A 25,898-nucleotide genomic window follows, 5' to 3' on the forward strand; every position below is an offset into this window, starting at 1 on the left:
GTACATAAAATTTAATAAAATATGATTAGAAGGGTTATTTATGGTTGAAAGATATGCTAGAAAACAGATGAGTGATAAGTGGACTCAAGAAGCAAGATATGCAGCTTGGTTAGAAGTTGAAAAAGCAGCTGTAAAAGCTTGGAATAAACTAGGGCTTATTCCTGATAGTGATTGCGAAAAAATTGTAAAAAATGCAAAATTTTCTGTGGAGAGAATTGAAGAGATAGAGGCTATTACAAAACACGATTTAATTGCTTTTAATACAAGTGTAAGTGAGAGTTTAGGCGAAGAGTCAAGATGGTTTCACTATGGAATGACAAGTTCAGATGCTGTTGATACAGGTGTCGCTTTGCAAATGAGAGATTCTTTAGAAATAATCATTGAAGATGTAAAAATGTTACTTCTTAGTATAGAAAAAAGAGCAAAAGAGCATAAATATACTTTAATGGTAGGAAGAAGCCACGGAATACACGGTGAACCAATTACTTTTGGTCTTACACTTGCTGTTTGGTATGATGAAGTAAAAAGACACCTAAAAAATCTTGAAGAGACTATGGAAGTTATTGCTGTTGGTCAAATATCTGGGGCTATGGGAAATTTTGCTCATGCTCCACTTGAGCTTGAAGAGTATGCAATGGCAGAATTAGGTTTAAAACCAGAGCCTTGCAGTAATCAAGTAATTCATAGAGATAGATATGCAAGACTTGCTACATCTTTAGCTCTTTTAGCTTCAAGTGTTGAAAAATTTGCTGTTCAAGTGCGACACTTACAAAGAACAGAAGTTTATGAAGCTGAAGAGTATTTTGCAGCTGGGCAAAAAGGCTCATCTGCAATGCCACACAAAAGAAACCCGATACTAACTGAAAATATTACAGGACTTGCAAGAATGATAAGAGCTTATGTAACTCCAGCTCTTGAAAATGTAGCTTTATGGCATGAAAGAGATATTTCTCACAGCTCAACAGAGAGATTTTGGCTTCCAGATGCATTTATAACAACAGATTTTATGCTTCATAGAATGAATAGTGTTATTGCAAATCTTACAGTAATGCCTGAAAATATGATGAAAAACTTAAATCTTACTGGTGGATTAGTTTTCTCTCAAAGAGTTTTATTAGAGCTTCCACTTCAAGGTGTAAGCAGAGAAGATGCATATAAAATTGTTCAAAGAAATGCAATGAAGGTTTGGAGTGAAATTCAACAAGGAAAAGCAACAACAAATGAAAAAGGTGAAAGCTTATATCTTCAATATCTACTTGCTGATGATGAGTTAAGAAAATCTTTGAGTGAAGAAAAAATAAGAGAGTGTTTTAATTTTGATTACTATACAAAAAATGTAGATGCAATATTTAATAGAGTTTTTAAATAGTTTTTAGGGGTAAAAAATGACAATTATGATTCAAAAAAGAAATGGTAGAAAAGAGGTTTTGGATATTACAAAAATCCAAAAAATGACTATTGATGCAACAAAAGATTTAGAAGGTGTTAGTCAAAGTGAACTAGAACTTGATTCTCATATAAAATTTATTGATGGAATGAGTTCAAGTGATATTCAAGATGCTTTAATAAAAACAGCAGTTGAAAAAATAGATATTGATGTTCCAAATTGGACCTTTGTTGCTGCAAGACTATTTTTATATGATTTATACCATAAAGTTGGAATTGCAACAAATGGAATAAAAGGTGAAGCTTATTGTCATTTAAAAAATTATATTGATTTTGGAATAGGTGCAGGAAGATTAATTCCAAATTTAGCAAATGGTTATGATTTAGATGATTTAAATGCTTATTTAAAACCTGAACGAGATTTTTTATTTAACTATTTAGGAATTAAAACTCTATATGATAGATATTTAATCAAAGATAGCCAAGCAAGACCAATTGAGTTGCCACAACAGATGTTTATGGCAATAGCTATGTTCTTAGCTCAAAATGAAGATGATAAACAAAACAGAGCAAAAGAGTTTTATGATGTAGTTTCAAAATTTGAAGTGATGCTTGCAACTCCAACTTTATCAAATGCAAGAACAAATAGACACCAACTAAGCTCTTGTTATATTGGAAGTAGCCCTGATAATATTGAAGGGATTTTTGATGGTTACAAAGAGATGGCACTACTATCTAAATATGGTGGTGGAATTGGTTGGGATTGGAATCAAATAAGAAGTCTTGGTGGTGCTATTGATGGACACAAAAGTGCTGCTGGTGGAACAGTTCCATTTTTAAAAATCACAAATGATATTGCTATTGCTGTTGATCAGTTGGGGACTAGAAAAGGTGCTATTGCTGTTTATTTAGAGCCTTGGCATATGGATATAGTTGATTTTGTAGATTTAAAGAAAAATTCTGGAGAAGAAAGAAGAAGAGCACACGATTTATTCCCTGCTTTATGGATAAGTGATTTGTTTATGAAAAGAGTTTTAGAAGACTCTTACTGGACACTATTTGACCCTGTTGAAGTAAAGGATTTAAGTGAGTGCTATGGAGATGAGTTTGAAGCAAAATATATAGCTTATGAAAAAGATGAAAATATCACAAAAGATAGAATGAAAGCAAAAGATTTATGGAAAAAAATCTTAACTTCATACTTTGAAAGTGGAAGTCCATTTTTATGCTTCAAAGATACTGCAAATAGGGTTAATCCAAACTCTCATGTAGGACATATTAGAAGTTCAAATCTTTGTACAGAGATTTTCCAAAATACAAATCCAAATCACTATAAAATAAAATTAGAGTTTGAAGATGGAACATTTAACTATTTTGAAGAAGAAGATTTAGTTTTAGTTGATGGAGGGCTTACAAAGAAAGCAAATAAAGTAACAGCACTTGATAGTATAAATGGTAAAAAAATATTTATAGTTGAAAAAGAGAAAATAGATGGAGATACAGCAGTTTGTAATCTTGCTAGTATAAATCTATCAAAAATAAATACAAAAAATGATATACAAAGAGTTGTTCCAACAGCTGTTAGAATGCTTGATAATGTAATTGATTTGAATTTTTATCCACTTAGAAAAGTAAAAGCAACAAACCTAAAAAGTAGAAGTATAGGACTTGGAGTTATGGGAGAAGCTGAGATGTTAGCTTCAGAAAAAATAGCTTGGGGAAGTAGTGAACACTTCAAAAAAATTGATGAAGTTATGGAAGAAATTTCGTACAATACAATAAAATCTAGTTCAAATTTAGCACTTGAAAAAGGTACTTATCCAACTTTTGAAGGTTCAAATTGGAGTAAAGGTTTAATGCCACACGATTTTGCACCACAAAGTGTAAATGCACTAGTAGAAAAAGATTTGTTTGATAGCTCTTGCGATTGGGAAAGTTTAAGAGAAAAAGTAAAAAAAGATGGAATGAGAAATGGTTATTTAATGGCAATTGCACCAACTTCATCTATTTCTATTTTAGTTGGAACAACTCAAGCAATTGAACCTGTTTATAAAAGAAAATGGTTTGAAGAAAATTTAAGTGGATTAATTCCTGTTGTTGTACCAAAGCTAAGCCCTGAAACTTGGAATTTTTATACTCCAGCTTTTGAAATAGATCAATTAGATTTAATAAAAGCAGCAGCAATTAGACAAAAATGGATAGATCAAGGTCAAAGTACAAATATTTTTATGAGTTTAGATAAGGCAAGTGGAAAATATCTTCACGAAATTTATACACTTGCTTGGAAATTAGGTCTTAAATCAACATACTATTTAAGAAGTCAAAGCCCAGAAGCAAAAAATGATGTAGAAGATAGAAGTATGGAGTGTGCTGGTTGCCAATAAGCAAAGCACTTTTTTTATAAAGGAAAGATATGGAAAGAAAGACGATTTATAACCCAAATTCAAAAGAGAGCCTAAACGATAGAAGAGTTTTTGGTGGAGATAGTGATGGAATGATAAATTTCACTAGAATGAAGTACCAATGGGCATTGAATTTATGGGATATGATGGAAGCAAACACTTGGTTTCCACGAGAAGTTCAAATGACTCAAGATGCCAAAGATTATAAATATTTAACACCATCTGAAAAAAGAATGTATGATTTAGTTCTATCTCAACTTATTTTTATGGACTCTTTACAAACAAATAATTTAATGGATAATATAAATCCATATATAACTGCGCCTGAAATAAATGCTTGTTTAAGCAGACAATCTTATGAAGAGGCAAACCATAGTAAATCTTATGCGGTTATGGTTGAAAGTATTTCTGATAATACAGACTTAATCTATGATATGTGGAAAAATGATGCAAAATTGAAAGAGAAAAATACTTATATTGCAAGTGTTTATGAAGGTTTATCAAATGGTGAATTAACAGATGAAAAACTTCTTTTGGCTATGTTTGCAAATCAAATTTTAGAAGGGCTTTACTTTTATGCAGGTTTTGCAGCTATTTATGCTTTGGGGAAAAGTGGGAAAATGCTTGGAAGTTCTCAAATGATTAGATTTATTCAAAGAGATGAAGTTACTCACTTAATACTATTTCAAAATATGATAAATTCTGTGAGAAAAGAAAGACCTGAACTTTTTACAAGTGAATTAGAAGATAAAGTTAGAGCTATGTTTAGAAAAGCTGTTGATTTAGAGGCTTCCTGGGGTGCTCATATTACTCAAGGTCAAATTCTTGGATTTACAGATAATATAATTAGACAATATATTGAATACTTAGCAGATAGAAGACTTGAAGCTGTAGGATATAAGGCTGAATACAATGTAAAACATCCAATTCCATGGGTTGATGGATATGCAAGTTTTAATGACCAAAGAACAAATTTCTTTGAAGGAAATGTAGTAAACTACTCAAAAGGTAGTATAGATTTTGATGATTTCTAATAGGAGCTTTGATGTCTTTCTTTAAAAAAATATTTTATCTTTTACTAATATTTTTAGTTTTAAATATAATTACAGTTTATAATTTTGATTATAGAGCTACAAATAGTGAAGATAGTAACTTTTTTACTTCAATAAACAAAAAACTTAGCTCAATTTTTGATAAAAAAGTTGAGAGTACACCTTTTAGTTTTGTTGTAGAAAAGAGTGATGATATTTTAAAGTTAAGTGCTATTTTAGCAAATGAAAGCGATGCAAAAACTCTATTAAATGCTCTTAAAATTGATAAAGAGATAGGACTTACATATAAAGATGGAGTTGTTATTGATTATTTATTACTAGAAAAAATAAAACCTTTTATTGAAGAGTTCAAAAAAAGTGCCATAAATGGTTCTAAAATAGTTTTTGATGAAAATGGGCTAAAAGTAAATGCAGAGATAAAAGATGAAGATAGTATTACAATTTTAGATGAGTTAAATAAAAAAAACCATTTAAATGCTTCTTTGGATATGAAAGTTTTAGTAAAAAATCAAGATATGATAAATCAAGAAATTGAAGATGTTAAACATATTGTTGAAACTAATTTAAAAAAAGACGAGATACAAAAAGAAGTTATACCAACTATAGAAGATATTCAAAATCAAATTAATAATATTTTAAAAGAGAATAAAATTACATTTGCAAGAGCAAGTACAAATTTAACTCCAGAATCACTTAAAACTATTGAAAATATAGTAAATATTCTAAAAAACTATAATTATTTAATAGAAGTAGGTGGGCATACAGATTCAAAAGGAAATCCGACATTAAATCAGCAACTATCTGATAAAAGAGCTGCTAGTGTAAAAAACAGTTTAATTAAATTTGGGATAAATAAAGATTTAGTAAAATCTTTTGGTTATGGAAATCAATTCCCAATTGCACAAGAGGATGAGTTAGGTTTATCTGAAGAGAATAGAAGAGTTGAAATCTTACTAAAAGAGAAAGGGAGTAATTAAAATGCTTGAAATAGCTTTACAGATTATTTTAAATCTACTTATTGCACTAGTTATTGGTATATTTATAGGCTATATTATTGGTAAATCAAAAACTACAAAACTTGTTGAAAATAAAGAGGAAAAATTAGATTATAAGAAACCTACAAAAGATAATCTAAAAAAGATTAAAGGTATTGATTCAAAATTAGAGTTTGAGCTAAATAGAATGGGAATAAATAGCTTTAAACAAATAGCAGAGTGGTCAAAAGAAGATAAAATAACTATAGGTGCTTCTATAAATGCTGAAAGCTCTATTGAAGAGTTTTCTTGGATCGAACAAGCAAAAATTTTAGCTTCAGGTGAAGAGACTATATATAGTCAAAAAGTTGAGAACAAAGAGATAAATGTAGCATAATTTTATGTTACATTTATCTATATTTTCATATCTATTATGAAGTAATTTTCTCCATTTTTATGTTCATAATTTAATTTATATTTATGTAAATTTACAATTGTTTTTACAATATAAAGCCCCAGACCAAAACCGCTACTTCTTTTATCTTCTTGGTAAAAAGCATCTGTGTAAAACTCTAAACTATTTTTTAATGCTTCCCCTTTTGAAACAACTTTAATAGTTTGGTTATTTGCTTCTATTCTAGCTTTTTTATCTATGCTAAATTTTAAAGCATTATCAATTAAGTTTTTAAGAGCAATAGACATCATATAAATATCAACATCAAAAGTGAAATCTTCTATATTTTTTTCTATATTTTGTGGATTTATTAGCATTAATTCTATGGTTTTGTCAAATACAACACTAAAATCAACTTTTTCTTTGTAAATCATACCATTTTTAGAAGTAAGCTTTTCAACAGTTGCTAACTCCTTTATAATGTCATCCATTCTTTTAAAAGCTCTTTGAAGATTATTTCTTGTTTTCTCATTTTCTAGGGTTTCAGCAATAAACATAGCTTTAGTAATAGGAGTTTTAAGTTCGTGCATCATATTTCTCATAAATAAATCTTTTGATTTTGATTGATTATTTATAATATTTATAGCTTCATTAAAATTTTTAGCTATTGTTCCTACTTCATCATTACCTGTATAGTTTAGTTTTATATCTTTATTACCTTTTGAAAACTCAATAATTTGTCTATTTAAAACCTTTAAAGGTCTTAATTTTCTATTTAAAATTTCATATAAAAATAGGAAAATAAGTAGAGCAATAATAAATCCAACCGAGATAAAAGCAACACTATAATTATAATGATTTGTATCTTTTAGCATAATATTATAACCATATTGCTGTACATAAATATAGTATGTGTCATCATATTTGTAAACTCTATAAGTTCCTAAATAGTTTTGAGTAATTGTCAATTCTTGAGCATTATTTATAATCTCTAAAATTCTATCTCTATTATCCATAGGTCTTACATTAAATTTTTTATAAAGTTCGATTAATCGTTCATTTGTAGGGTGATCTTGAAAAAGTATTAAGAAATTTTCTGCAATTAGTTCATATCTATTTTGTAAACTTAAATCATGTCTCTCTTTATCATATTTGATAAACATAGAAAAGGTTATAAAAATAGATATAAATGCCAATGTAAATATAATATTTACAAAGGTAGAAATAGAGATATTTTTTATCATATTAGTTGATAACCAATACCTCTAACTGATTTTATATATTGTCTACTATTATCTATATTTGCTAATTTAGTTCTAATTCTTGAGATAATTACATCAATATTTTTTAAAGATGAATCATCCTCTATATTATCACTTGTGTAGATAAAATCTTCTCTTGAAACAACTCCATGATTTCTTTGAATTAGAAGTTTTAAAATATCATATTCAGCTAGAGTAAGATTTAAAGTTACACCTTTAAAAATTATTTGAATATCGCTCTCTCTTAGCTCAAAAATTTGATTTTCATTTTCTTTTTTTGATAAAGAGTTTGAATCAACTCTTTTTAAAATTGTTTTAATTCTAGCTTGAAGTTCTCTTGGATTATATGGTTTTGGTAGATAATCATCAGCTCCTCTTTCTAATCCCATAACTTTGTCCAAAATATCATCTCTTGCTGAACTAATAATAATTGGAATTTGAGATTTCTCTCTTATTTTTGGAATAAGCTCCAATCCATCTATTTCAGGTAAAGTCAAATCAAGAATTAACAGCTGATATTCTTTGTTTAAATCCAACATAGATAAGCCATTGTAAGGGCTATCTGTCGTTGTAACTTCTATATCAAACGATTTTAAATAATCAGTGATGATTTGAGCTAACTCCAAATCATCTTCAATCATAAGTATTTTAATAATGGCTTATCCTTTTTATTGAATTACAAACATTACAGTTTGTCCATATCTATTTACATAAACTCTTTTATGCTTTTCATTATATTTTTTCAAAGCAGTTTCAATATTTGAGAAGTTTTTAATCTCTATATCTTCAATTTGTACAATTATATCTCCAGCTAAAAAACCTGCTTTTTCAGCCTTTGACTTTGGTTCTACATCTGTAACTAAAACTCCACTTGCATCACTAGATAGTCTATACTTTTTTATCGCTTCATTTGTTAAATTATTTAGTTTTAACCCTCCAAGCAGCGTGCTAGACTCGTTTTGTATATCAATTAAAGATGTTCTATCACCTAAGATTATATCTAAATTTATATCTTTTCCATCTCTTTCAATTCCCAAATTAACTTTTTCATTTGGTTTAAAAGATGCTATTGTATTTTGTAAAGCATTTCTATCTTTTATCGCTTTTCCGTTTATAGAATAGATTAAATCTCCTCTTTTTAAACCATATTTAGAAGCTGGAGTATCATTTGAAATATCTAAAACAACAGCTCCTTCATTTCTCTTGTAAACTAATTTTGAATCTTTTTCTAGTTCAGCTATTACAACTCCCAAATAACCTCTTGTAACTTTTCCGTCGCTTACAAGTTTACCTACAACATCTTTTACCATATCAACAGGAATAGCAAATCCAATCCCATCATTTCCACCACTTTTTGATAAAATTGCAGTATTTATTCCAATTAATGCCCCACGGCTATCAACCAATGCTCCACCACTATTTCCAGGATTTATAGAAGCATCAGTTTGGATATAGTTTTCATATTTATTTATTCCAACTTTATTTTTATTTAGTGCTGAAATAATACCTTGAGTTACAGTATTTCCAACTCCAAAAGGGTTTCCAATAGCAAAAGTAACATCACCTACAAGTAAAGAGCTAGAATCACCTAGTTTTATAGGAGTTAAGTTTTTACTTGCATCAATTTTTACAACAGCAATATCGCTATCGCTATCTTTTCCTATTAGTTTGGCACTATATTCAGTTGGGTCATCTCCAATAGTTACACTTATTTCATCTGCATTTTCTACAACATGGTTATTTGTTACGATATATCCATCTTTTGTAACAATAACACCAGAACCCAATGATCTTTGAACTCTATCTTGTTTAAATTGATTTGTGAACTCTTCTCCAAAAAACTTTTTGAAAAATGGATCATCAAACATCTGCATAGGTAGAGTATTGATATTTGAGTTTATATTCTTTTTTGTCGAGATATTAACAATAGAGTTTACAGAAGACTTGATACTATTGTTATAAGATAAAATTTCATTTGACGAATTTGGGCTTATTCTTTGTGGATTTCTATCCATCTCTTCAAACTCTATATTTTTTCCAAAGAGTGAAGAAGCCAATAAAATAGATGTGAAAAATAGTTTTTTATTCAAATTTAAATCCTTAAATATTAAAATTTATAATTGAAGAAATATAACGAATTAGTGTAAACTATTCTACAATAAAAGGTTAATAAAGAGTAAACTTAAAATAGGAGAAATTCTCCTATTTTAAATTAAAGGTCAGTTCTTAAAACTGCACCACTACTTGCATTTGTAACTAATGCTCTATACTGCCCAAGCCAAGAAGATTTAATTGGTTTTTTAAGTGGAGTAAACTCTGCTTTTCTTCTTTTTATCTCATCATCACTTAAATCTACACTTAAGATATATTTATCAACATCAATATTTATAATATCGCCATCTTTAAGCAATCCTATCATTCCACCCTCAGCTGCTTCTGGACTTACATGCCCAATAGATGCCCCTCTTGTTGCTCCACTAAATCTTCCGTCTGTTATTAGTGCAACACTATCTCCAAGTCCCATTCCCATAATTAAACTTGTTGGTGCTAACATCTCTTGCATTCCAGGACCACCTTTTGGACCTTCATAACGAATTACAACAACATCCCCAGCTTTTACCTTTCCGCTAACTATTCCTTTTATAGCTTCTGCTTGTCCGTCAAAACAAACAGCTTTTCCACTCATAGCTCTAGCTCCTGTAATTCCAGCAGTTTTAATAACAGCTCCTTGCTCTGCTAGATTTCCATATAAAATAGCAAGTCCACCAACTTCAGAATATGGATTATCTATTGTATGAATAATTGATGTATCTTTTATAGTTGCATCTTTTATTCTCTCTTTTAGAGTTTCGCCAGTAACTGTTAAGTTATCAAGTAAAATATCATCTCCTCTTTTACTCATTTCGTGCATTACGGCACTTACTCCACCAGCTTTATTTATATCTTCCATATGAACAGTTGTTAAACTTGGAGAGATTTTTGCAATATGTGAAACTCTTTTTGAAATAGCATTTATATCTTTTAACTCAAAATTAACACCAGCTTCTTTTGCAATAGCTAACATATGTAAAACAGTGTTTGAGCTTCCACCCATTGCCATATCAACAGCAAAAGCATTTTTAACAGCTTTTTCATTTAAAATATTTCTCAATTTAAATTTATCTCTATTATCACGGTCAAGTGCCATTTCGCAAACTCTTCTAGCTGCTTTTCTATATAGCTCTTCTCTCTCTTTTGTAAGTGCAAGAATTGTTCCATTACCTGGAAGTGCAATCCCCATAGCTTCCATAAGTGTATTCATAGAGTTTGCTGTAAACATACCAGAACAGCTTCCTCCACCTGGACAGGCATTACACTCAATATCTTTTAACTCTTCTTCAGTTATTTCACCAGCTTCAAATTTTCCAACAGCTTCAAATGCAGTTGCTAAATCTATTGGTGTTCCATCTTTTGTATAACCTTTTTGCATAGCTCCACCACTTACAAAAACAGTTGGAACATTTACTCTTAAAGCTCCCATAATCATACCAGGTACGATTTTATCACAGTTTGGAATAGCTATCATGGCATCTAGTTTATGTGCATTCATAACTGTTTCTATTGAGTTTGCTATTAATTCTCTACTTGGAAGTGAAAAAAGCATTCCATCGTGTCCCATAGCAATTCCATCATCAACTCCAATTGTATTAAACTCAAATGGAACACAACCCATACTTCTAATCTCATCTTTTATTATTTTAGAAACTTTATCTAAAAAGAAATGTCCTGGAATAATCTCAATAAAAGAGTTTGCAACTCCAATAAATGGTTTATTAAAATCATCGTCTTTAAGTCCAGTTGCTCTTAAAAGAGATCTATGTGGGGCTCTATCGTAACCTTTTTTTACTTCATCACTTCTCATAATTATCCTTATTTGAATTTTTAAAAATATGCTTAGATTATACAAATATTCGTTTTTATATATTATTAAATTAACACTTTTTTGAGAAATTATGATATTTGTCAAAAAACATCTTGACAAAAAGAAAAAAAGCTATTATAATTCCAGTCCATTTTAAGTAAAAGCTTAAAAAGGTTCTTAAAAAATATGCGAGTGTGGCGGAACAGGTAGACGCGCGGGACTTAAAATCCCGTTCCAGTTTTGGAGTGTGGGTTCGATTCTCACCATTCGCACCACTTAAGAGTAGAGGATTGACAGAGTTGGTCGATTGTACCGGTTTTGAAAACCGGCGAGGTTCACGCCTCCGAGGGTTCGAATCCCTTGTCCTCTGCCACTTAAAAAATTAATCAAATCTTTCTTTTGATTTATTCATTTGGAGCTATAGCAAAGTTGGTAATGCCTCGGATTGCAAATCCGACATGCGTTGGTTCGAGTCCGACTAGCTCCTCCAATTTTCTATTTTATACAATTCAACAGACTTTTTTATAGCACTTAAAATTTAAAAAATCTTTCTTAAATATCAATAGTTAAAGTTTTCATAAATATCCTTTTGAAATTTAGTTTTTGGTTATATCATATTTGGTTTTTATTTTTTCGGAACTGACACTTTAGTGTCAGCTCTTTTTTTGGCTAGGGCTAAAGCCTTAGTTCCGATTAGTTTTTATATTTTTTAATTAATTTGTTTTTTATAATATAGATAAAGAGTGGTAACAGGATAGGTTGATAAGTCCTATCCCTTTTATTAGTATGCTTTAGTAACTAGTACAAAACAAACTAAAATTATTACCACTATAAGAGTATTCAAAGTAGCTCCTTTTTAGTCGCTCCCACCCTTTAAACTGCTACACTACCCGCAAAAAAAAGGGTAAAGCCAGAAGCTTTACCCTTTTCTACGACTTTGTGGATTATCAGCCCACATAAGATACTTTTATACTCTTATCGGTCGGATTATACCAAAGCATAAAACAGTTGTCAATATTTTTATAAAATGGTTTATAATTTTTATAAAATATTATTGTATTTTTCATATACTAAAACTAAGGTCATAGACCTTAGTTTCGATTAGTTTTTATATTTTTTAATTAATTTGTTTTTCATAGAAAATAAAAATATCTTAACAAAAGCCTATTTTATGGCATTCTTAAAAATTTCTTTTCTTTTTTAAACAAAATTTGTTTTTTATTTATCCAAATCAATATCAAACTTTTTTGCCATATCTTCCAAAGATATATAACTCTCTTTCGGTTCTTTTTTTCTATTTTGAATAACTTCAAAAATCTCTTTATGCTCTAAAAACTCTTCTTGTTTTTTAAATTTTTCATACTCTTTTGTCGAAATAACCATAATTTACTCCTTATTATAAAACTATATAAAATATAACTCATCATTTTCTATATTAAATTTAATATTAGATTTTTCTTCTAAAAAATATACCCCAAAATCATTATCCCAAAGAACAATAAAACTAACTTCTAACAACACATATTGTTTTTTTTCAAAATATAATAAAACAAATTTTCCAGTAAAATAATCTAATTCTTCAATAAATAAATTTACTTTTCTTTCTTCTAGCATACATTTTGTTAAATCTTCAGAGGAATCCCCATTTGCCATTATATTGTTCTTAATTATATTATATTGCTTTTTAGTGCTTTTATCTTCAATTATATATGGATAATTTATTCTCTTTTTTGCTAAATCAAATCTACTTTTATTAGATATATCTTTACTATTTCCTAAAATCTCAGAATAAGCAAAACCATTTAACTCACTTCCCCAATTATTAAACATAACTTCTAAAATTTCTTTATCTAAGAAATTCTTATGATTAAATATATCTATAAAATATACATTATCTTTTGAATAATATACATATAGTAATTCAGAAGTTCTTTTGTCTTGAATATCATCTAAATGAAAATGCTCTATATCTAAATATCTAACATACTGTCATTGTAAAACTCATTTTGCTTATGATGTTTAGAAAGTCGATTAAAAATATTATTAAATGTACCATTTTCAAAACTATTTTTTATATCTTTTATAACTTTTTCATACTTATTATAATTTGAGTTTTTTAAAATTTCTTTTGAAAAGATGACAGTTTTTATTCCTTCTCGCAATTTTCTTTTTCTTTGTAATTTTATTGCTTTCATTAATAAATCTTCAACCTTTTCAAAAGATTTTAAAGAACTATTTTGTTTTAAAATACTTTCTTTTAAACTCTCCTTCCATTCGTGTAAACTCATTAATACCTTCATTTATTTTTCTTCAACAATATTAATCTCATCTTCTGTTAAATCATAGAGTTTATAAACCATATTATCTATCTCTTTATCTGTAATATTTATTTGTTCTTGTATTTCCAAAACCTCTTTTTTATCATTTTCAAAAAGTCTTTGCCAGTCGTTTTTGAAATTTCTTTCTTCTAATTTATCGGCAAATTTTATTTTCTTTGTTTTTGAATACTCTTTTACAAAATCATCAAACTCTAATTCTTCAAATTTTTGCAGTTTTGTAGGAACTTTTTCTAGTTTTAATTCAGAAATAAAATTCTCTTTTGTTTCTTGAAGTTTTTTATTTAATTCAAGCATTAAATCTGCTTTTTCAATAAATGGTTTTTGATTGGATAAATTAATGTAAGGCAACTCTAGTATTTGAGAGCCTTTAATTTTTGGAAATATAATCTTATTGTCTGAAAATTTATTTATAAAATAAAAGAACATTAATTTGGAATTTAATAAAGACAATAAATATTTTAAGTTTTGATTATCACAAGTTCTATTTATAATATAAGTTGTTTGGTCTGTATAAAGCTTTTTATCATCATAAGTTGTTACTATATTTTTTCCTAGAATTTGTCTTATAACTAATTTTTCTTGTTCAAAAATTTCTTTACTTCTAAATGCTTGATTTGTATATAATTTTTCATTCTCCAATGTATAATCTATGTATATATCATCGAAAGTGTTTGAATACTTAAATATATTTTTACCAAGTATAAAAGGCTTATAGTTTTCATTTTTAATATTATTGAAAAGTAGTTCTTTTCTAACTTTAATCCCATTTTTAACTTCAAAAAAGTTTTTTAATGCAAGATGTTTTCCTATTTTTTGAATTATTGGTAAATTATTCATATTAATTTTTTCATTAATAATATAATCTTGTTCTATAAAAATAGTTTGTAAAATATCATACTTAAAAATAATTTCTGAGTTTTCTATTGAAAAAATATTAGTTTTATCGGATTTTTTATTTTTTATAATTGTAAATACAACAGTTTTTACACTAGCATCTTCAAAAATATCTTGATTACTTGTAGCAAAAGAAGATAGATTGTAATTATCTAATATATATTTTCTTAATGGTTTATCAAAATCATTTACTAAAAATGCTGAAGGAGTTATAAAAGATAAATATCCACTAGATTTTAATAAATTAATAGATAATTCAATAAAAAGTTTATATAAATCTAATTGATAAGAAGTTGTACAATATTTATTTATAAAATAAGCTTTTTCTTTTTCTAAAAACAATTCTCGACTTCGTACATACGGCGGATTACCAATAACAATATCAAAACCACCATTTTCAAATATTTCTTTAAACTCTTCTTCCCAAACAAAAGCATTTGAAACTACACTTTTATCATCTATTAAAGAGTTTCCACATTTGATTTTATCACTAAGTTTTGTAAGCACTCTACCCTTTTGTGCAGTTCTTAGCCAAAGACTAAGTTTTGCTATTTCTACTGCATCTTCATTTATATCTACACCATAAAGATTGTTTTCTAAAACTGTTTCTTCTACCATATATGAAGCAAACAAATCTCCCATAAGTGCCAAATCATTTTGCAAAATTTTATGTTCATTTATCAAAAATTCCAAAGCTTGATTTAAAAAAGCACCACTTCCACACGCTGGGTCTAGGATTTTTAGATTTAGAAGCCAATCTTTGTAAGTTAGTAGATTTTGTTTTATTTGTTCTTTTGCCTTTTTATTTGCTGAGACTAAAGTCTCAGTTCCGATGAAACCGATATTTAGTTCTTCTCTTTTTTCTTTACAAATTTTCCCCAAAGTATTTTCAACTATATATTTTGTGATGTATTCTGGAGTATAAAAAACACCATCTTTTTTTCTTTTTGATTTTGATTTATCAAAATCTATATTTTCTATATTTGCTTGAAGCTCTTCCAAATCAGTCAATGATTGTTCAAAAATATGACCTAAAATATTTACAGATATTTCGCTAACAAAATCATAGTTTGATAGTTTTTGAGCTTTTTCATCTAAGATTTCATCATCTATAATCAAGCTATCAAGAAGTTCATCTTTTGCAAAAAGTCCGCCATTATATTTTGGAATTTGTAGTTTATCATTTCCATTGTTTATGGCTTCAAAGTAAAATTTATAAATATCATAAAGTTTGTAAGAGGTAAATTTCTGATTTGTAAACTCTTCTCTTATCTCTTTTATTGTGTTTGTATTTAAAAGCCCTCTATCTTCTGCAAAAAGTATAAATATTATTCTATCACATAGCTTTTGAGTGAGTCTTAGCAATGTTGATTTGTCTAAAACAGCTAAGGTTAAAACCTTAGTTCCAAAATTGTTTTTTACAATATTATCAAAAAGGGCTGTTCTAAAATCTGAAAAATCTTTATATAGCTCTTTTGAGATATTTTGTTCAAAAAGATTTGATTTCTCTTTGATTTTTAGTGGAATTTGCTCTTTAATGCTTTCAAATGATAGCATTAGATGAAGTTTTTTAAACTTTTCATAATCAAGATTAAAAAGATTAAATTTCTCATAAGCTGTACTTTTTTCTATATAAAATCTTAGCTCATCAAAGTTTGAGATTATCACATATTGTGCATTTGAGTGTTGTGATAGATAATAAAAGGCTTGTTGTTGGACTTTGTCAAGATTTTTTGTATCTTGTGCTTTTAGTTCGATTACTCCTATGATTTTATTATCAAGATAAAAAACTCCATCAGCTTTTTTGCTATCTGTTTCATTTTTCTTTTCTCGTTCAAGATTAAAAGAGTTTGGATTTGAAGTTTTTAGAGTATATCCTAAACAAAGCTCAAAAATATCTTTTAAAAAGCCATCTTGATACTCTTCTTCTTTAAAATCTTTTATAGCTTCTACTTTTGCTTTGTAGTTTTGGTAAGCTGCATATCTTGATGCGATTAAACTCTCATCTTGTTTGAAAGTTTTTAAAACACTATTTTGAAAAATTGACATAAATAAACCTTGTATATTTTTATTTGATAAGTTTTATTTCATTATATCTTTTTAGTATTAAAAATTTAAATTTGTTATTTAACAATTATTTCACAACTAATTTGATACTATTTCGCAATTTATTTCTTATATAGAATAAAATACAAAAAAAAGGAAAACAAAATGAAAAAAATTTTATTAGCATCTGCAGTTGCAGTAGCACTATTTACAGGTTGTAACGAAGACAAAAAACCAGCTGAAACAAAAGTAGAAGCAGCTAAAACTGAAGCGGCAAAAGTTGTTGAATCTGTAAAAGAGGAAGCTAAAGCAACTGTTGAAGCTACAAAAGAAGAGGCAAAAGAATCTGTTTCAAATGCAGTAGAAGAAGCAAAAGAAGCTACAGCTGAAGCAAAAGAGCAAGTTGTAAATACAACAGAAGAAGTTAAAGAAGAGGCAAAATCTGCTATAGAAGCTGTAAAAGAAACAGCTACTGAAGCAAAAGAAGCATTAACAACTCCTGCTGAAGATAAAAAATAATTATATAAATCCGTGAATTTCACGGATTTATAATAAAACTCCATTTAAAAAATAGTACCTAATTAAATAAAAACTCACAATAAAAACAAAAATTAGATTAAATACCAAAGATAGTTTCAAAAATCTATATATATTTTGAACTCTTGAAAAAATATTTGCACAAATAGAGAAGAAAAGTGCCAAAAATAGGCTACTCCAAATAAAATATCCTATAAAATAGTACTCACTTTGAAGCATACAAAATGGGCATTGATGAGTTGGAAGCTCATAAATATAAGGCGAGAAGAAATAAGTTACACTAAAATATGAGATATATGTAAATAAAAAGTTAAATAAAAGTAACAATAAAGCCATTTTTTGAATAGCTAAAATAAGTAATAAAATAGCCAAAAGATAAAATAATAAAACTAAACCATTTATACTTAAACCAAAAGGAATAGGGCTTGAAATAGCACTTTGTCCATAGATTATAGAGCAACAAGAGACTTCTTTGTTTACTGGAATATTATATAAAAAATAGAAATCTAAAACTAGCTCAATAGTAAAAAATAGGAAAAAGATAGAGAAAAATATAAATTTTAATTTTGTATATTTATAATCTTTTTGTTTTAAATCAATAGAGTTTAAAAAAAGCCAAAAGCCAATGAAAAATAGATTTACAATTTTTAATAAAAGAGCAAATTCTCCAAAATTATTTGAAGAGAAAATTCCAGCAGCACACATAGCTCCACTTACTAAATAACTTAAACTATCAATTCCATAGATAAAATAAAAAAAGATAAAAATCTTTGAAAAAAGTGCAAAAGAGATGATTAAAATTACTAAATATGCTCTTTTTTCTAAAGTATATTGGAAAGAAGTGCTTTTTTTGTAATCCCAATTTTTGATTATTGAAAGAGATATTAAAAAAGAGATAAAAAGCAAAAAATATATAGATATTTGTGAAAAAATAAAAACTAAAATTTCATTTGATAAGAAAATACTACTCAAAAATCTCTCCATTTTTAAGCTCAAAAGCTTTATCTATAAAATCTTGATTAAAAAATATCTCATCATGACTTGCAATAATTATAGTTTTTCCAAGTTTTTTTAACTCTTTTAAAGTCTCTATAAAATCTTCAGAGTTATTAAAATCAAGAGCTGAGGTTGGCTCATCGCAAAGTATTAGGTTTGCACTATTTACCAAAGCTCTTGCAATCGCACATCTTTGTTTTTCTCCACCACTTAAATTTAAAACCAACTCATCTTTTTTGTGGGAAATATTTGCCAAACTCATAGCTGTTTTTACTTTTTCATCTATTTGTTTTTGTGAAAAACCCAAAGGAATTAATGGCAAAGAGATATTCTCTTCTACACTAAATTCTGAAAAAAGATTAAAAAACTGAAAAATAAATCCTACATTTTCTGCTCTAAAACTGCTTGAGTGAATATCTGGAAATTTTGAGATTAACTCATTTTCATAAAAAACTTCTCCACTTGTTGGTTTTTGTAAAGTTGCTATAATTGAAAGAAGAGTTGATTTTCCACTTCCACTTCTGCCTTTTAAAAGTACACAAGAGCCTTTTTCTATTTTTATATTTATATTTTTTAGAGCAAAAAACTCTTTTTTTGTATCTTCATAGAAGATTTTATTTAGGTTTCTTATCTCTATCATTTTAGACTTTCATATGCATTTATTGCAGATGTTTTCCAAGTTGGAATTAAAACAGCACTTAAAAAAGGAATCATAAAAAATAAAAATATTGTAATAATAGATGAAATATCAAAATATATATCAAAAATAAAATCGTTTTCTATATTTGAAAATCCTATAAAAATATATTTAAAAATAGGTGCTTGTAAAACAAAAACAAAGATAAATGCAAAAATAAGACCCAATAAAAAAGCAACAAAAGATAAAATAAAATTTTCTGCCATTTTTATTTTTATAATATCTTTTATACTAAAGCCTAAAGCCTTTAAAATCGCTATTTGTTTTTTTTCATTTGAACTAATTTGTGAATATCTTTGAAAAACTATTAGGCTAAGAGTAAAAATCACTATGGTAAAAAGAGTTAAAAAAAATCCACCTTTATAGTTGAAAATATTTTCGTATGATTTTTTTATATCAGTTTTTTCTATGATTTTAAGATTATTATCCAATTTGAAGATTTTTTCTCGTATATTTGCTCGTTCTAGCTCATTTCTTACATCAAAACCAATATCACTTGCAAATTCTTTATCTATTTGTAAAAGCTCTTTAGCAATATCTAAATTCATAATAATTACATCATTTGCTATTAAATTTTCCTCTTTTTCTAAGGTTTCTTTTATTTTGAAACTTTTGTTGTGTATAGAAAATTCATTAAAAAAATGGTATTTATTTAATATTTTTTTTACACCATTTCCAATAATAATTGAATCTTTATCAAAATTTTCAAGACCAATAATTGTAAAATAAATATCTTCACTTAAAAATTTATATTGACCATAGACTCTTTGTTTTGTATTTGAAATACCTCTGATTTTTTTAAGTTTTGAAATTAAATCTAAGCTTATATCTTTATTGAAACTATTTTTTACAATAAAATCATTATGATTTTCAAGAGTTTTATAGAGGCTATTTTGTAGTGAATCTTTTATAAAAAAACTTGTCAAACAAAGAAAAACTATAAGAGTTGAGATTATTAAGATAGGAATATGTTTTGATTTATGTTTAAATAACATCAAAAATACAAAGTTTAAAAAAACACTATTTTTCATATACAAAATCCAAATATGAACTTTTGAAATTTAAATTATTTAAATCTTTTTGTACAGTTATATAATCTTTAAATCTCTCTTCATAATTTTTTGTTGAGTATGCAAAATTTGAGATATTGCTATATTTTGAAATTTCTTTACTATTTTGATTTTGTGTCTTATAGAAAAATAATAAAAAGATAATAAAAATAAGTAGAGAAAAAATTGATGATATTGAAAAAATTGTATAAGCTTTAATATCCTTCTCCTTGTCAAAATATAATAATTTTAGCAATTTTAAGTTAAGTAAGTGTTAAAAAAGGGTATAATCGCACGAATTTTTAAGGAGAGTTTATGGCAAATAAGAATCAAATTGATGAATTAAAAGCAATTTTACTTGAAAGAAAGGAGAGTCTTTCAAAAAATATTCACAATAGTATTGATAGTATTGATCAATTAAAAAATCAAGATATAAATGACGATTTGGATTATGCAGATTTTGTGAGTGATTCTTTTACAGAGGGGATGATTGCAAATCATCAGTTAGATGAACTTAAACAAATAGAAGTATCTCTAAAAAAGATACAAGCTGGAACTTACGGTATTTGTGATATGTGTGGGGTTAATATTCCAATTGGAAGATTAAAAGCAAAACCATTTGCTAGATTTTGTACAGAGTGTAGAACTGTTTTTGAACAAGAAAGTATAAAAAGAGCAAAAGCTTGATAAGAAGAGTTTATCCTTTAAATGATAAAACTCTAAATTTTAAGTTTTCACAAAATGAAGAGGATTTTATAGTTGAAGAACAAGCTATAAAATTCTCTGGTGCTGGAAATTTTGTAGTTTTAGAGGTAAAAAAACAAAACTGTGATACTTGGGAATTAATCGATAGATTATCAAAATTTCTAGGTGTTTTCTCAAATGAAATAGGTTATGCTGGTCTAAAAGACAAAAGAGCTACAACAACTCAATATATTACAATCCCAAAAAAATATTCAAAAGAGATAAAAAATTTTAGATCAAAGAAAATAGAGTTAAAAGAGCTTTGTTTGCATAATAAAAAGCTAAATATTGGTGATTTAGAAGGAAATAGATTTAAAATAAATCTTTATGAAGTTGAGAAAAATGATATTTTTCATATAGAAAAAATTATTAAAATAATTTCAAAATTTGGTATGCCAAACTATTTTGGTTACCAAAGATTTGGAAAAGATGTAAAAGATAATTTAGAAAAAGCAAAAGAGATTATTTTAGAAGATAGCAAAATAAAAGATAAAAAAGTTTCAAAAATGCTTCTTAGTGCTTATCAAAGTACTTTTTTTAATGCTTGGCTTGTTGAAAGATTGAAGCTAGAAAAAACTGAATTCAAACTTTTAAATGGAGATATTTTTTATGATATAAAAAGTGCTAAACTTTTTACTCCAAAAACTATAAATGATAAAATATTAAATGACTTTAAAGAACAGCAAATTACTCCAACTGGGCTTTTACCTGGAAGAGATGTTTTTAAAGCAAGAGATGAAGCCCTCAAAATTGAACAAAGATTTGATGATAGTTCTATTGTTGAAAAAGGTTATAGAAGAGAAGCTATAGTCTTCCCTAAAAATATTACTTGCAAGTATAATATGGAAAATAAAATGTGTAGTTTAGATTTTGTTTTACCAAAAGGCTCTTATGCTACTGTTTTAATTGAGTTTTTGGCAAATAGAAATTTTTCGTAAGTAGATTTTTAAAAAATTTAGTGGGTTTAAACCACTAAATTTATATTTATGGAAGAAGTGCTTGTTTTGAACCGTAGTAGATTGTATTTCCTATTGCTATCATTCTTTCTTCATTATCAAAGCTGAAATCATAAACTGTATCTTTTGTAAAATCTTTATCTATATTTATTAAATAACCTTGAGACTCAACAGCATATAAAGAGTTTGTAACAGCTAAAGCATGGAATTTAGCATATTTATATTTTTTCTTTGCTTGTTCTTCTAAACTTGAAGATAATTTGATTAATTGACCATCAATAGTTGCTATAAATATATCTTTTCCAGAAACAACAACATCTCTAATTCTATAGCTTTTTGACAAAATCTCTTTTGGAGAGATAGAAACTATTTTATTTGAACTAGCAACAATTAGTGTTTGCTCATCTTCAATTACACCTAATTCTATGATATTGTTAATCTCATTTTCGTGATCAACAGCAATATTTTTAATTTGTTCATTATTTATAGATGAAACAATTAAAACTCTACCATTTAAAGTAGGGAATAAAATTAAGTTACCAAAAAATAGTGGATTTGCAACTCTTGTATCATTTGCTAATGAAAGAGGTAAATACTCTTTAAATAGAGTTTTATTTGAAGATAAATCAATTAATTCCATAGTATTGTTAGAGTGAACAATAGCTAGTTTATTATCTTTAATAGAAGCTGCAACGATAGGGTCTTTCATAGGTCTTTCTTCATTTCCTATTAAGATTTTATCAATATAGTTTGTAGCTATTATTTTCCCATCTTCTGTTGTATTTAAAAACTCAAAACCTTTTGGAAGTTCAATAGTTGAAACACCAGCTTTTGTAACAAATTTGTTATCATCTAATGTTGCACCAACTTTATTAAATGATTTGATATTAGCACCAATTGAACTTTTGTCTAGCTCAATATTGCTACTTGTCTCTTTTGGCTCATAATATTTTTTACCAGAACAAGCTGTAAATAAAATTAAAGCAAGTGATGAAATTAAAATAGATCTCATATTTTTTCCTTATTTTGTAAGTAGATAGTGGTTTAATAAATTTACTAATTCAATAGTTTTTGAATCTTCTGAAATTTTCGATATTGTATCTTTTGACTCTTGATATTTACCTTCATTTGCCAAAATTAATGCCTTATTAAAAAGAGCATAATCTTTTAGTAAAAAATCGCTTTTCATAGATAAATTATTTAAAGCTTCAATATTATTTCCGCTTTTTGCAAGTTCAAACTCTAAAAGTTCTTTTAAAATTGGTAAAGAAATATCTTCTTTTGCATTACTCTCTTTTGCTTTTGTATATAAAGCAATTTCATAAAGAGATTTACTTTTCTCTTTTAGAGTTAAAAGAGCTTTTTCATCACCATTTTCTAAATAATTACTTAGAAGAGTATTTGCCTCATATCTATTTGCTTCATCAAGACTATTTTTTATAAAATAGAATATTGAACCAAGAATAATCACAATTATTAAAGCAAAAAATAGATTTTTATATTTTTTAAAAAATCTCTCACCTTTTACAAAGCCTTCAAGAAGTTTTTCTTCATTGCTCAATTCATTTTTAATATAATTTACATCGTCTTTTATGCTCATTTAATTAACCTTTTTTAAAACTAATTGATATATTACAAAATTTTAAATAAAATATTACTTTTATGAATTTTTTTGTATAATATTGGGCTATAAATTTTAAAGGTTGAAAAGATTATGAATAGATTATTAGTTGCTACTTCCGTTGCATTTTTACTAAGTTCTAGCCTATTTGCAAAAGAAAAAGTAGAAGAACCTGCACAAACAAGATTTGAATCCCTATCAAAACTTACAAAAGTAATAGGAACAGTTGAAAAATACTATGTTGATGATATAAAATTACAAGAAATTGTTGATAAAGCATTAAAAGGTTTAATGCAAGAACTTGATGCTCATTCAAGTTATTTGGATAAAAAAGCTTCTAAAGAGATGAGTATTCAAACTCAAGGTGAGTTTGGTGGACTTGGAATTACTGTTGGAATGAGAGATGGAGCTTTAACTGTTATTTCTCCAATTGATGATACTCCAGCATATAAAGCAGGAGTTAAATCTCTTGATATTATTTTAAAAATAAATGAAACTGCTACTATTGGAATGACTTTAGATGAAGCTGTAAGTATGATGAGAGGTGAGCCAAATACTGATATTAAGCTTACATTAGTAAGAAAAGGTGACCCAAAACCAATAGAAGTAAAAATGAAAAGAGATATTATAAAAGTTCAATCTGTTTTTGCAAAAAAACTTGAAGATGAAAATGTTTTATATCTTAGAATTTCAAGTTTTGATACAAAAGTTTCAACAGAGCTAGAAAAAGCAATTAAAGAAAATAAAGATGTTAAAGGAATAATTCTTGATTTAAGAAATAATCCAGGAGGACTTCTAAATCAAGCAATCGGTGTTGTTGATATGTTTGTAAGAAGTGGAATTATTGTTTCACAAAAAGGAAGAGATGCTTCTGATGAAGAGAAATTTGAAGCGAGTAAAATGGGGTTTAAAACAGATTTACCTTTAGTTGTTCTTGTAAATGAAGGTTCAGCATCGGCTTCTGAAATTGTAAGTGGAGCTTTACAAGACCATAAAAGAGCAGTTGTAATTGGTGAAAAGACTTTTGGAAAAGGTTCAGTTCAAGCTGTTCTTCCAATTGATAACGAAAAAACTGAAAATATCAAACTTACAATTGCAAAATATTATTTACCAAGCGGAAGAACAATTCAGGCTGAAGGTGTTACACCAGATGTTGTTGCATCAGCTGGAAAAGTTACAAAAAATGATGATAGTGCTATAAAAATTAAAGAAGCAGACCTTAAAAAACATCTTGAAGGTGAGTTAAATAAAGTTGATGAAAAAATCAAAGAAGAGGTAAAAGCTGTAAGAGATGAGAGTAAAAAAATCATTACAAAAGATGATTTAATGGAAGATAATCAACTAAACACTTCTTTAGCAATTTTAAAAAGTTTAATTATTATGAATAAATAGGAAAGATAATGAATATTGAAAAAATAAAAAAATTGGGTCTTTGGCCAGATAGCAAAAAAACTACAACACAAAAAGGTTTAGATGAACTTGAAACTTTGGGTTATAATCTTTTTTACATAGGAAAGAATGCAGACTTATATAGTTGCATAGGAGATGAGCCAAAAGTATTGCTTGTTAGAAGTGATAGAACTTCTGTTTTTGATATTCCTTTAAATCTTGAAATAGAAGGAAAAGGGAAAATCCAAACTGCTATTTCAAATTTTGGAGCTAGTTTTGCAAAAAAAGCTGGAATTAGAACAGCTATTTTAGATGAGAATGTTCCTTCTAGTGTAAAAGAGTTTTCAAGATGCCAAATGATGGAACTTTGTAAACCTCTTGAAGCTACTATTGATGGAGAACTTGTGCAGTTTGAGTTGATTTTTAGAAACTATTTAACTGGTTCACTTTTCCAAGCTATAAAAGATGGAATTGACCCTTATGGTCTAAATTTACCAAGTGATTTAAAAGAGTGGCATAAATTTGATAGTGCAATTTTTACACCTACAACAAAAGGTTTAAAAGATGAGCCATTAAAAGCTAGTAGTGTAAAAGATAAATTTTCAGAGATAATTTCAAGTTTAGAAAAATTATTCAAAGATTTTACAGATTTTGCAAAAACAAGAGGAATAGTTGTAGTTGATACTAAATTTGAGATTTTTGTAGATAAAGATGGAAATTGGGTTTTAGGAGATGAAGTTTTAACTCCAGAAAGCTCAAGATTTATAGCTTTAGAAGATTTTGAAAAATCAAATTTTATCTCTATGGATAAACAAATTTTAAGAGATTTCGGTAAAAAAGAGAACTGGAAAGAGCAATCAAAATCTTTAAAAGCTGGTGAGAAACTAGCTGTTGTTGTTCCACAAGAGATAAAAGATAAAATTTTAAGTGGTTATAACACAATTTTAGAAAGATTAAGCAAATAAATTTTTGGCTATAATCCAAAAAATAATATATTATAAAGGTACAAGAATATGAAAGCAATTGTAAATGTAGGATTAAAAAAAGGTGTTTTAGATGACCAAGGGAAAGCTATTAATCATGCTTTAGGAACTTTGGGATTTAAAGATTTAATCTCTGATGTTAGAGTTGGAAAACAAATTATTATTGAACTAAACTCAAGTGACAAAGAGAGTGCTAAAGCAGAAGTTACAAAAATGTGTGAAAAGTTACTAGCTAACACAGTTATTGAAGATTATAGTGTAGAGATAGTAGGTTAA

Annotated in this window: 25 protein-coding genes and 3 tRNA genes; 14 read left to right on the forward strand and 14 right to left on the reverse strand. The window is 27.3% G+C overall.

What is annotated here, in order from left to right; all coding sequences use genetic code 11:
• The first annotated feature begins 40 nt into the window (after nt 1-40).
• The 5 genes from purB to IQC44_RS03735 are packed head-to-tail and all read left to right on the forward strand — an operon-like array spanning nt 41 to nt 6,211.
• Nucleotides 41-1,369: an adenylosuccinate lyase gene (gene purB, locus IQC44_RS03715; RefSeq protein ID WP_198304899.1), complete on the forward strand. Its 1,329-nt coding sequence runs from the start codon at nt 41-43 to the stop codon at nt 1,367-1,369.
• Between the two features lie 22 nt (nt 1,370-1,391).
• Nucleotides 1,392-3,770, forward strand: a complete 2,379-nt coding sequence (locus IQC44_RS03720) for a ribonucleoside-diphosphate reductase subunit alpha (RefSeq protein ID WP_257120163.1) — start codon at nt 1,392-1,394, stop codon at nt 3,768-3,770.
• A gap of 29 nt (nt 3,771-3,799) precedes the next feature.
• Nucleotides 3,800-4,822, forward strand: coding sequence for a ribonucleotide-diphosphate reductase subunit beta (locus IQC44_RS03725; protein ID WP_198304901.1), 1,023 nt, complete (start codon nt 3,800-3,802; stop codon nt 4,820-4,822).
• A gap of 11 nt (nt 4,823-4,833) precedes the next feature.
• Nucleotides 4,834-5,817, forward strand: coding sequence for an OmpA family protein (locus tag IQC44_RS03730; protein ID WP_198304902.1), 984 nt, complete (start codon nt 4,834-4,836; stop codon nt 5,815-5,817).
• 1 nt (nt 5,818) lies between these two features.
• Nucleotides 5,819-6,211, forward strand: a complete 393-nt coding sequence (locus tag IQC44_RS03735) for a hypothetical protein (protein ID WP_198304903.1) — start codon at nt 5,819-5,821, stop codon at nt 6,209-6,211.
• Nucleotides 6,212-6,228: 17 nt separating this feature from the next.
• On the opposite strand, the gene IQC44_RS03740 is transcribed toward IQC44_RS03735, so the two are convergent.
• The 4 genes from IQC44_RS03740 to ilvD all read right to left on the reverse strand — a co-directional run bounded on the left by IQC44_RS03740 (nt 6,229) and on the right by ilvD (nt 11,371).
• Nucleotides 6,229-7,452, reverse strand: a complete 1,224-nt coding sequence (locus tag IQC44_RS03740) for an ArsS family sensor histidine kinase (protein WP_198304905.1) — start codon at nt 7,450-7,452, stop codon at nt 6,229-6,231.
• A complete protein-coding gene (locus tag IQC44_RS03745) occupies nt 7,449-8,126 on the reverse strand; it encodes a response regulator transcription factor (RefSeq protein ID WP_257120164.1) in 678 nt (225 codons plus the stop codon). The genes IQC44_RS03740 and IQC44_RS03745 overlap by 4 nt, the downstream gene beginning before the upstream one ends.
• A gap of 12 nt (nt 8,127-8,138) precedes the next feature.
• Nucleotides 8,139-9,560: a Do family serine endopeptidase gene (locus IQC44_RS03750; protein ID WP_228286248.1), complete on the reverse strand. Its 1,422-nt coding sequence runs from the start codon at nt 9,558-9,560 to the stop codon at nt 8,139-8,141.
• Nucleotides 9,561-9,682: 122 nt separating this feature from the next.
• Nucleotides 9,683-11,371 (reverse strand): dihydroxy-acid dehydratase, encoded by a 1,689-nt coding sequence (ilvD, locus tag IQC44_RS03755; RefSeq protein WP_198304910.1) that lies wholly within the window; start codon nt 11,369-11,371, stop codon nt 9,683-9,685.
• 188 nt (nt 11,372-11,559) lie between these two features.
• On the opposite strand from ilvD, the gene IQC44_RS03760 reads away from it, so the two are divergent.
• The 3 genes from IQC44_RS03760 (at nt 11,560) to IQC44_RS03770 (ending at nt 11,861) form a co-directional block, all read left to right on the forward strand.
• Nucleotides 11,560-11,646, forward strand: a tRNA-Leu gene (locus IQC44_RS03760).
• Nucleotides 11,647-11,655: 9 nt separating this feature from the next.
• Nucleotides 11,656-11,744 (forward strand) — tRNA-Ser (locus IQC44_RS03765).
• A gap of 41 nt (nt 11,745-11,785) precedes the next feature.
• A tRNA-Cys gene (locus IQC44_RS03770) sits at nt 11,786-11,861 on the forward strand.
• Nucleotides 11,862-12,589: 728 nt separating this feature from the next.
• Here IQC44_RS03770 and IQC44_RS03775 read toward each other — a convergent pair.
• From IQC44_RS03775 to IQC44_RS03790, 4 genes are all read right to left on the reverse strand, one after another.
• On the reverse strand, nt 12,590-12,754 hold the full coding sequence (locus IQC44_RS03775) for a hypothetical protein (protein ID WP_198304912.1): 165 nt from the start codon (nt 12,752-12,754) through the stop codon (nt 12,590-12,592).
• Nucleotides 12,755-12,775: 21 nt separating this feature from the next.
• Entirely contained in the window at nt 12,776-13,201 is a 426-nt protein-coding gene (locus tag IQC44_RS03780) for a hypothetical protein (RefSeq protein ID WP_198304913.1), read from the reverse strand.
• Between the two features lie 140 nt (nt 13,202-13,341).
• On the reverse strand, nt 13,342-13,671 hold the full coding sequence (locus IQC44_RS03785) for a hypothetical protein (protein ID WP_198304914.1): 330 nt from the start codon (nt 13,669-13,671) through the stop codon (nt 13,342-13,344).
• On the reverse strand, nt 13,672-16,653 hold the full coding sequence (locus IQC44_RS03790) for an Eco57I restriction-modification methylase domain-containing protein (RefSeq protein ID WP_198304917.1): 2,982 nt from the start codon (nt 16,651-16,653) through the stop codon (nt 13,672-13,674).
• Between the two features lie 162 nt (nt 16,654-16,815).
• Here IQC44_RS03790 and IQC44_RS03795 point away from each other — a divergent pair, with 162 nt between their 5' ends.
• Nucleotides 16,816-17,169 (forward strand): hypothetical protein, encoded by a 354-nt coding sequence (locus IQC44_RS03795; protein ID WP_198304919.1) that lies wholly within the window; start codon nt 16,816-16,818, stop codon nt 17,167-17,169.
• 27 nt (nt 17,170-17,196) lie between these two features.
• On the opposite strand, the gene IQC44_RS03800 is transcribed toward IQC44_RS03795, so the two are convergent.
• The 4 genes from IQC44_RS03800 to IQC44_RS03815 are packed head-to-tail and all read right to left on the reverse strand — an operon-like array spanning nt 17,197 to nt 20,185.
• The gene (locus tag IQC44_RS03800) at nt 17,197-18,159 is read right to left on the reverse strand and encodes a hypothetical protein (protein WP_198304920.1); all 963 of its coding nucleotides are present in this window, start codon (nt 18,157-18,159) and stop codon (nt 17,197-17,199) included.
• Nucleotides 18,152-18,823: an ABC transporter ATP-binding protein gene (locus tag IQC44_RS03805; protein WP_198304921.1), complete on the reverse strand. Its 672-nt coding sequence runs from the start codon at nt 18,821-18,823 to the stop codon at nt 18,152-18,154. The genes IQC44_RS03800 and IQC44_RS03805 overlap by 8 nt, the downstream gene beginning before the upstream one ends.
• The gene (locus IQC44_RS03810; RefSeq protein ID WP_198304922.1) at nt 18,820-19,911 is read right to left on the reverse strand and encodes an ABC transporter permease; all 1,092 of its coding nucleotides are present in this window, start codon (nt 19,909-19,911) and stop codon (nt 18,820-18,822) included. Before IQC44_RS03810 ends, IQC44_RS03805 begins: the two co-directional genes overlap by 4 nt.
• On the reverse strand, nt 19,901-20,185 hold the full coding sequence (locus tag IQC44_RS03815) for a hypothetical protein (RefSeq protein WP_198304923.1): 285 nt from the start codon (nt 20,183-20,185) through the stop codon (nt 19,901-19,903). Before IQC44_RS03815 ends, IQC44_RS03810 begins: the two co-directional genes overlap by 11 nt.
• 59 nt (nt 20,186-20,244) lie before the next feature.
• Here IQC44_RS03815 and dksA point away from each other — a divergent pair, with 59 nt between their 5' ends.
• Both dksA and IQC44_RS03825 read left to right on the forward strand, forming a co-directional pair.
• Entirely contained in the window at nt 20,245-20,616 is a 372-nt protein-coding gene (dksA, locus tag IQC44_RS03820; protein WP_198304928.1) for an RNA polymerase-binding protein DksA, read from the forward strand.
• Nucleotides 20,613-21,611 carry a tRNA pseudouridine(13) synthase TruD gene (locus tag IQC44_RS03825; protein ID WP_198304929.1) on the forward strand — a complete coding sequence of 333 codons (999 nt, stop codon included), beginning with the start codon at nt 20,613-20,615 and terminating at the stop codon, nt 21,609-21,611. The genes dksA and IQC44_RS03825 overlap by 4 nt, the downstream gene beginning before the upstream one ends.
• Before the next feature lie 46 nt (nt 21,612-21,657).
• Here IQC44_RS03825 and IQC44_RS03830 read toward each other — a convergent pair whose 3' ends face one another.
• Nucleotides 21,658-22,641 carry a hypothetical protein gene (locus IQC44_RS03830; protein ID WP_198304930.1) on the reverse strand — a complete coding sequence of 328 codons (984 nt, stop codon included), beginning with the start codon at nt 22,639-22,641 and terminating at the stop codon, nt 21,658-21,660.
• Between the two features lie 9 nt (nt 22,642-22,650).
• A complete protein-coding gene (locus IQC44_RS03835; protein WP_198304931.1) occupies nt 22,651-23,229 on the reverse strand; it encodes a hypothetical protein in 579 nt (192 codons plus the stop codon).
• Nucleotides 23,230-23,343: 114 nt separating this feature from the next.
• Between IQC44_RS03835 and IQC44_RS03840 the strand changes: the two genes are divergently transcribed.
• The 3 genes from IQC44_RS03840 to purS are packed head-to-tail and all read left to right on the forward strand — an operon-like array spanning nt 23,344 to nt 25,898.
• A complete protein-coding gene (locus IQC44_RS03840; RefSeq protein WP_198304932.1) occupies nt 23,344-24,642 on the forward strand; it encodes a S41 family peptidase in 1,299 nt (432 codons plus the stop codon).
• A gap of 8 nt (nt 24,643-24,650) precedes the next feature.
• Complete coding sequence (locus IQC44_RS03845; protein WP_198304933.1) at nt 24,651-25,604, forward strand: phosphoribosylaminoimidazolesuccinocarboxamide synthase; 954 nt, start codon at nt 24,651-24,653, stop codon at nt 25,602-25,604.
• A 48-nt stretch (nt 25,605-25,652) separates the two neighbouring features.
• The gene (gene purS, locus IQC44_RS03850; RefSeq protein ID WP_198304942.1) at nt 25,653-25,898 is read left to right on the forward strand and encodes a phosphoribosylformylglycinamidine synthase subunit PurS; all 246 of its coding nucleotides are present in this window, start codon (nt 25,653-25,655) and stop codon (nt 25,896-25,898) included.

The organism is Arcobacter vandammei (assembly GCF_016106035.1).
In the GTDB taxonomy this organism is placed as follows: Bacteria; Campylobacterota; Campylobacteria; order Campylobacterales; family Arcobacteraceae; genus Aliarcobacter; species Aliarcobacter vandammei.

Bases quoted from the DNA above. Each gene is read 5' to 3' on its own strand.
- purB (WP_198304899.1), top strand. From the start codon at position 41: ATGGTTGAAAGATATGCTAGAAAACAGATGAGTGATAAGTGGACTCAA.
- IQC44_RS03725 (WP_198304901.1), top strand. From the start codon at position 3,800: ATGGAAAGAAAGACGATTTATAACCCAAATTCAAAAGAGAGCCTAAAC.
- IQC44_RS03730 (WP_198304902.1), top strand. From the start codon at position 4,834: ATGTCTTTCTTTAAAAAAATATTTTATCTTTTACTAATATTTTTAGTT.
- IQC44_RS03735 (WP_198304903.1), top strand. From the start codon at position 5,819: ATGCTTGAAATAGCTTTACAGATTATTTTAAATCTACTTATTGCACTA.
- IQC44_RS03740 (WP_198304905.1), bottom strand. From the start codon at position 7,452: ATGATAAAAAATATCTCTATTTCTACCTTTGTAAATATTATATTTACA.
- ilvD (WP_198304910.1), bottom strand. From the start codon at position 11,371: ATGAGAAGTGATGAAGTAAAAAAAGGTTACGATAGAGCCCCACATAGA.
- IQC44_RS03775 (WP_198304912.1), bottom strand. From the start codon at position 12,754: ATGGTTATTTCGACAAAAGAGTATGAAAAATTTAAAAAACAAGAAGAG.
- IQC44_RS03780 (WP_198304913.1), bottom strand. From the start codon at position 13,201: ATGTTTAATAATTGGGGAAGTGAGTTAAATGGTTTTGCTTATTCTGAG.
- IQC44_RS03785 (WP_198304914.1), bottom strand. From the start codon at position 13,671: ATGAAGGTATTAATGAGTTTACACGAATGGAAGGAGAGTTTAAAAGAA.
- IQC44_RS03790 (WP_198304917.1), bottom strand. From the start codon at position 16,653: ATGTCAATTTTTCAAAATAGTGTTTTAAAAACTTTCAAACAAGATGAG.
- IQC44_RS03795 (WP_198304919.1), top strand. From the start codon at position 16,816: ATGAAAAAAATTTTATTAGCATCTGCAGTTGCAGTAGCACTATTTACA.
- IQC44_RS03805 (WP_198304921.1), bottom strand. From the start codon at position 18,823: ATGATAGAGATAAGAAACCTAAATAAAATCTTCTATGAAGATACAAAA.
- IQC44_RS03810 (WP_198304922.1), bottom strand. From the start codon at position 19,911: ATGAAAAATAGTGTTTTTTTAAACTTTGTATTTTTGATGTTATTTAAA.
- dksA (WP_198304928.1), top strand. From the start codon at position 20,245: ATGGCAAATAAGAATCAAATTGATGAATTAAAAGCAATTTTACTTGAA.
- IQC44_RS03830 (WP_198304930.1), bottom strand. From the start codon at position 22,641: ATGAGATCTATTTTAATTTCATCACTTGCTTTAATTTTATTTACAGCT.
- IQC44_RS03835 (WP_198304931.1), bottom strand. From the start codon at position 23,229: ATGAGCATAAAAGACGATGTAAATTATATTAAAAATGAATTGAGCAAT.
- IQC44_RS03840 (WP_198304932.1), top strand. From the start codon at position 23,344: ATGAATAGATTATTAGTTGCTACTTCCGTTGCATTTTTACTAAGTTCT.
- IQC44_RS03845 (WP_198304933.1), top strand. From the start codon at position 24,651: ATGAATATTGAAAAAATAAAAAAATTGGGTCTTTGGCCAGATAGCAAA.
- purS (WP_198304942.1), top strand. From the start codon at position 25,653: ATGAAAGCAATTGTAAATGTAGGATTAAAAAAAGGTGTTTTAGATGAC.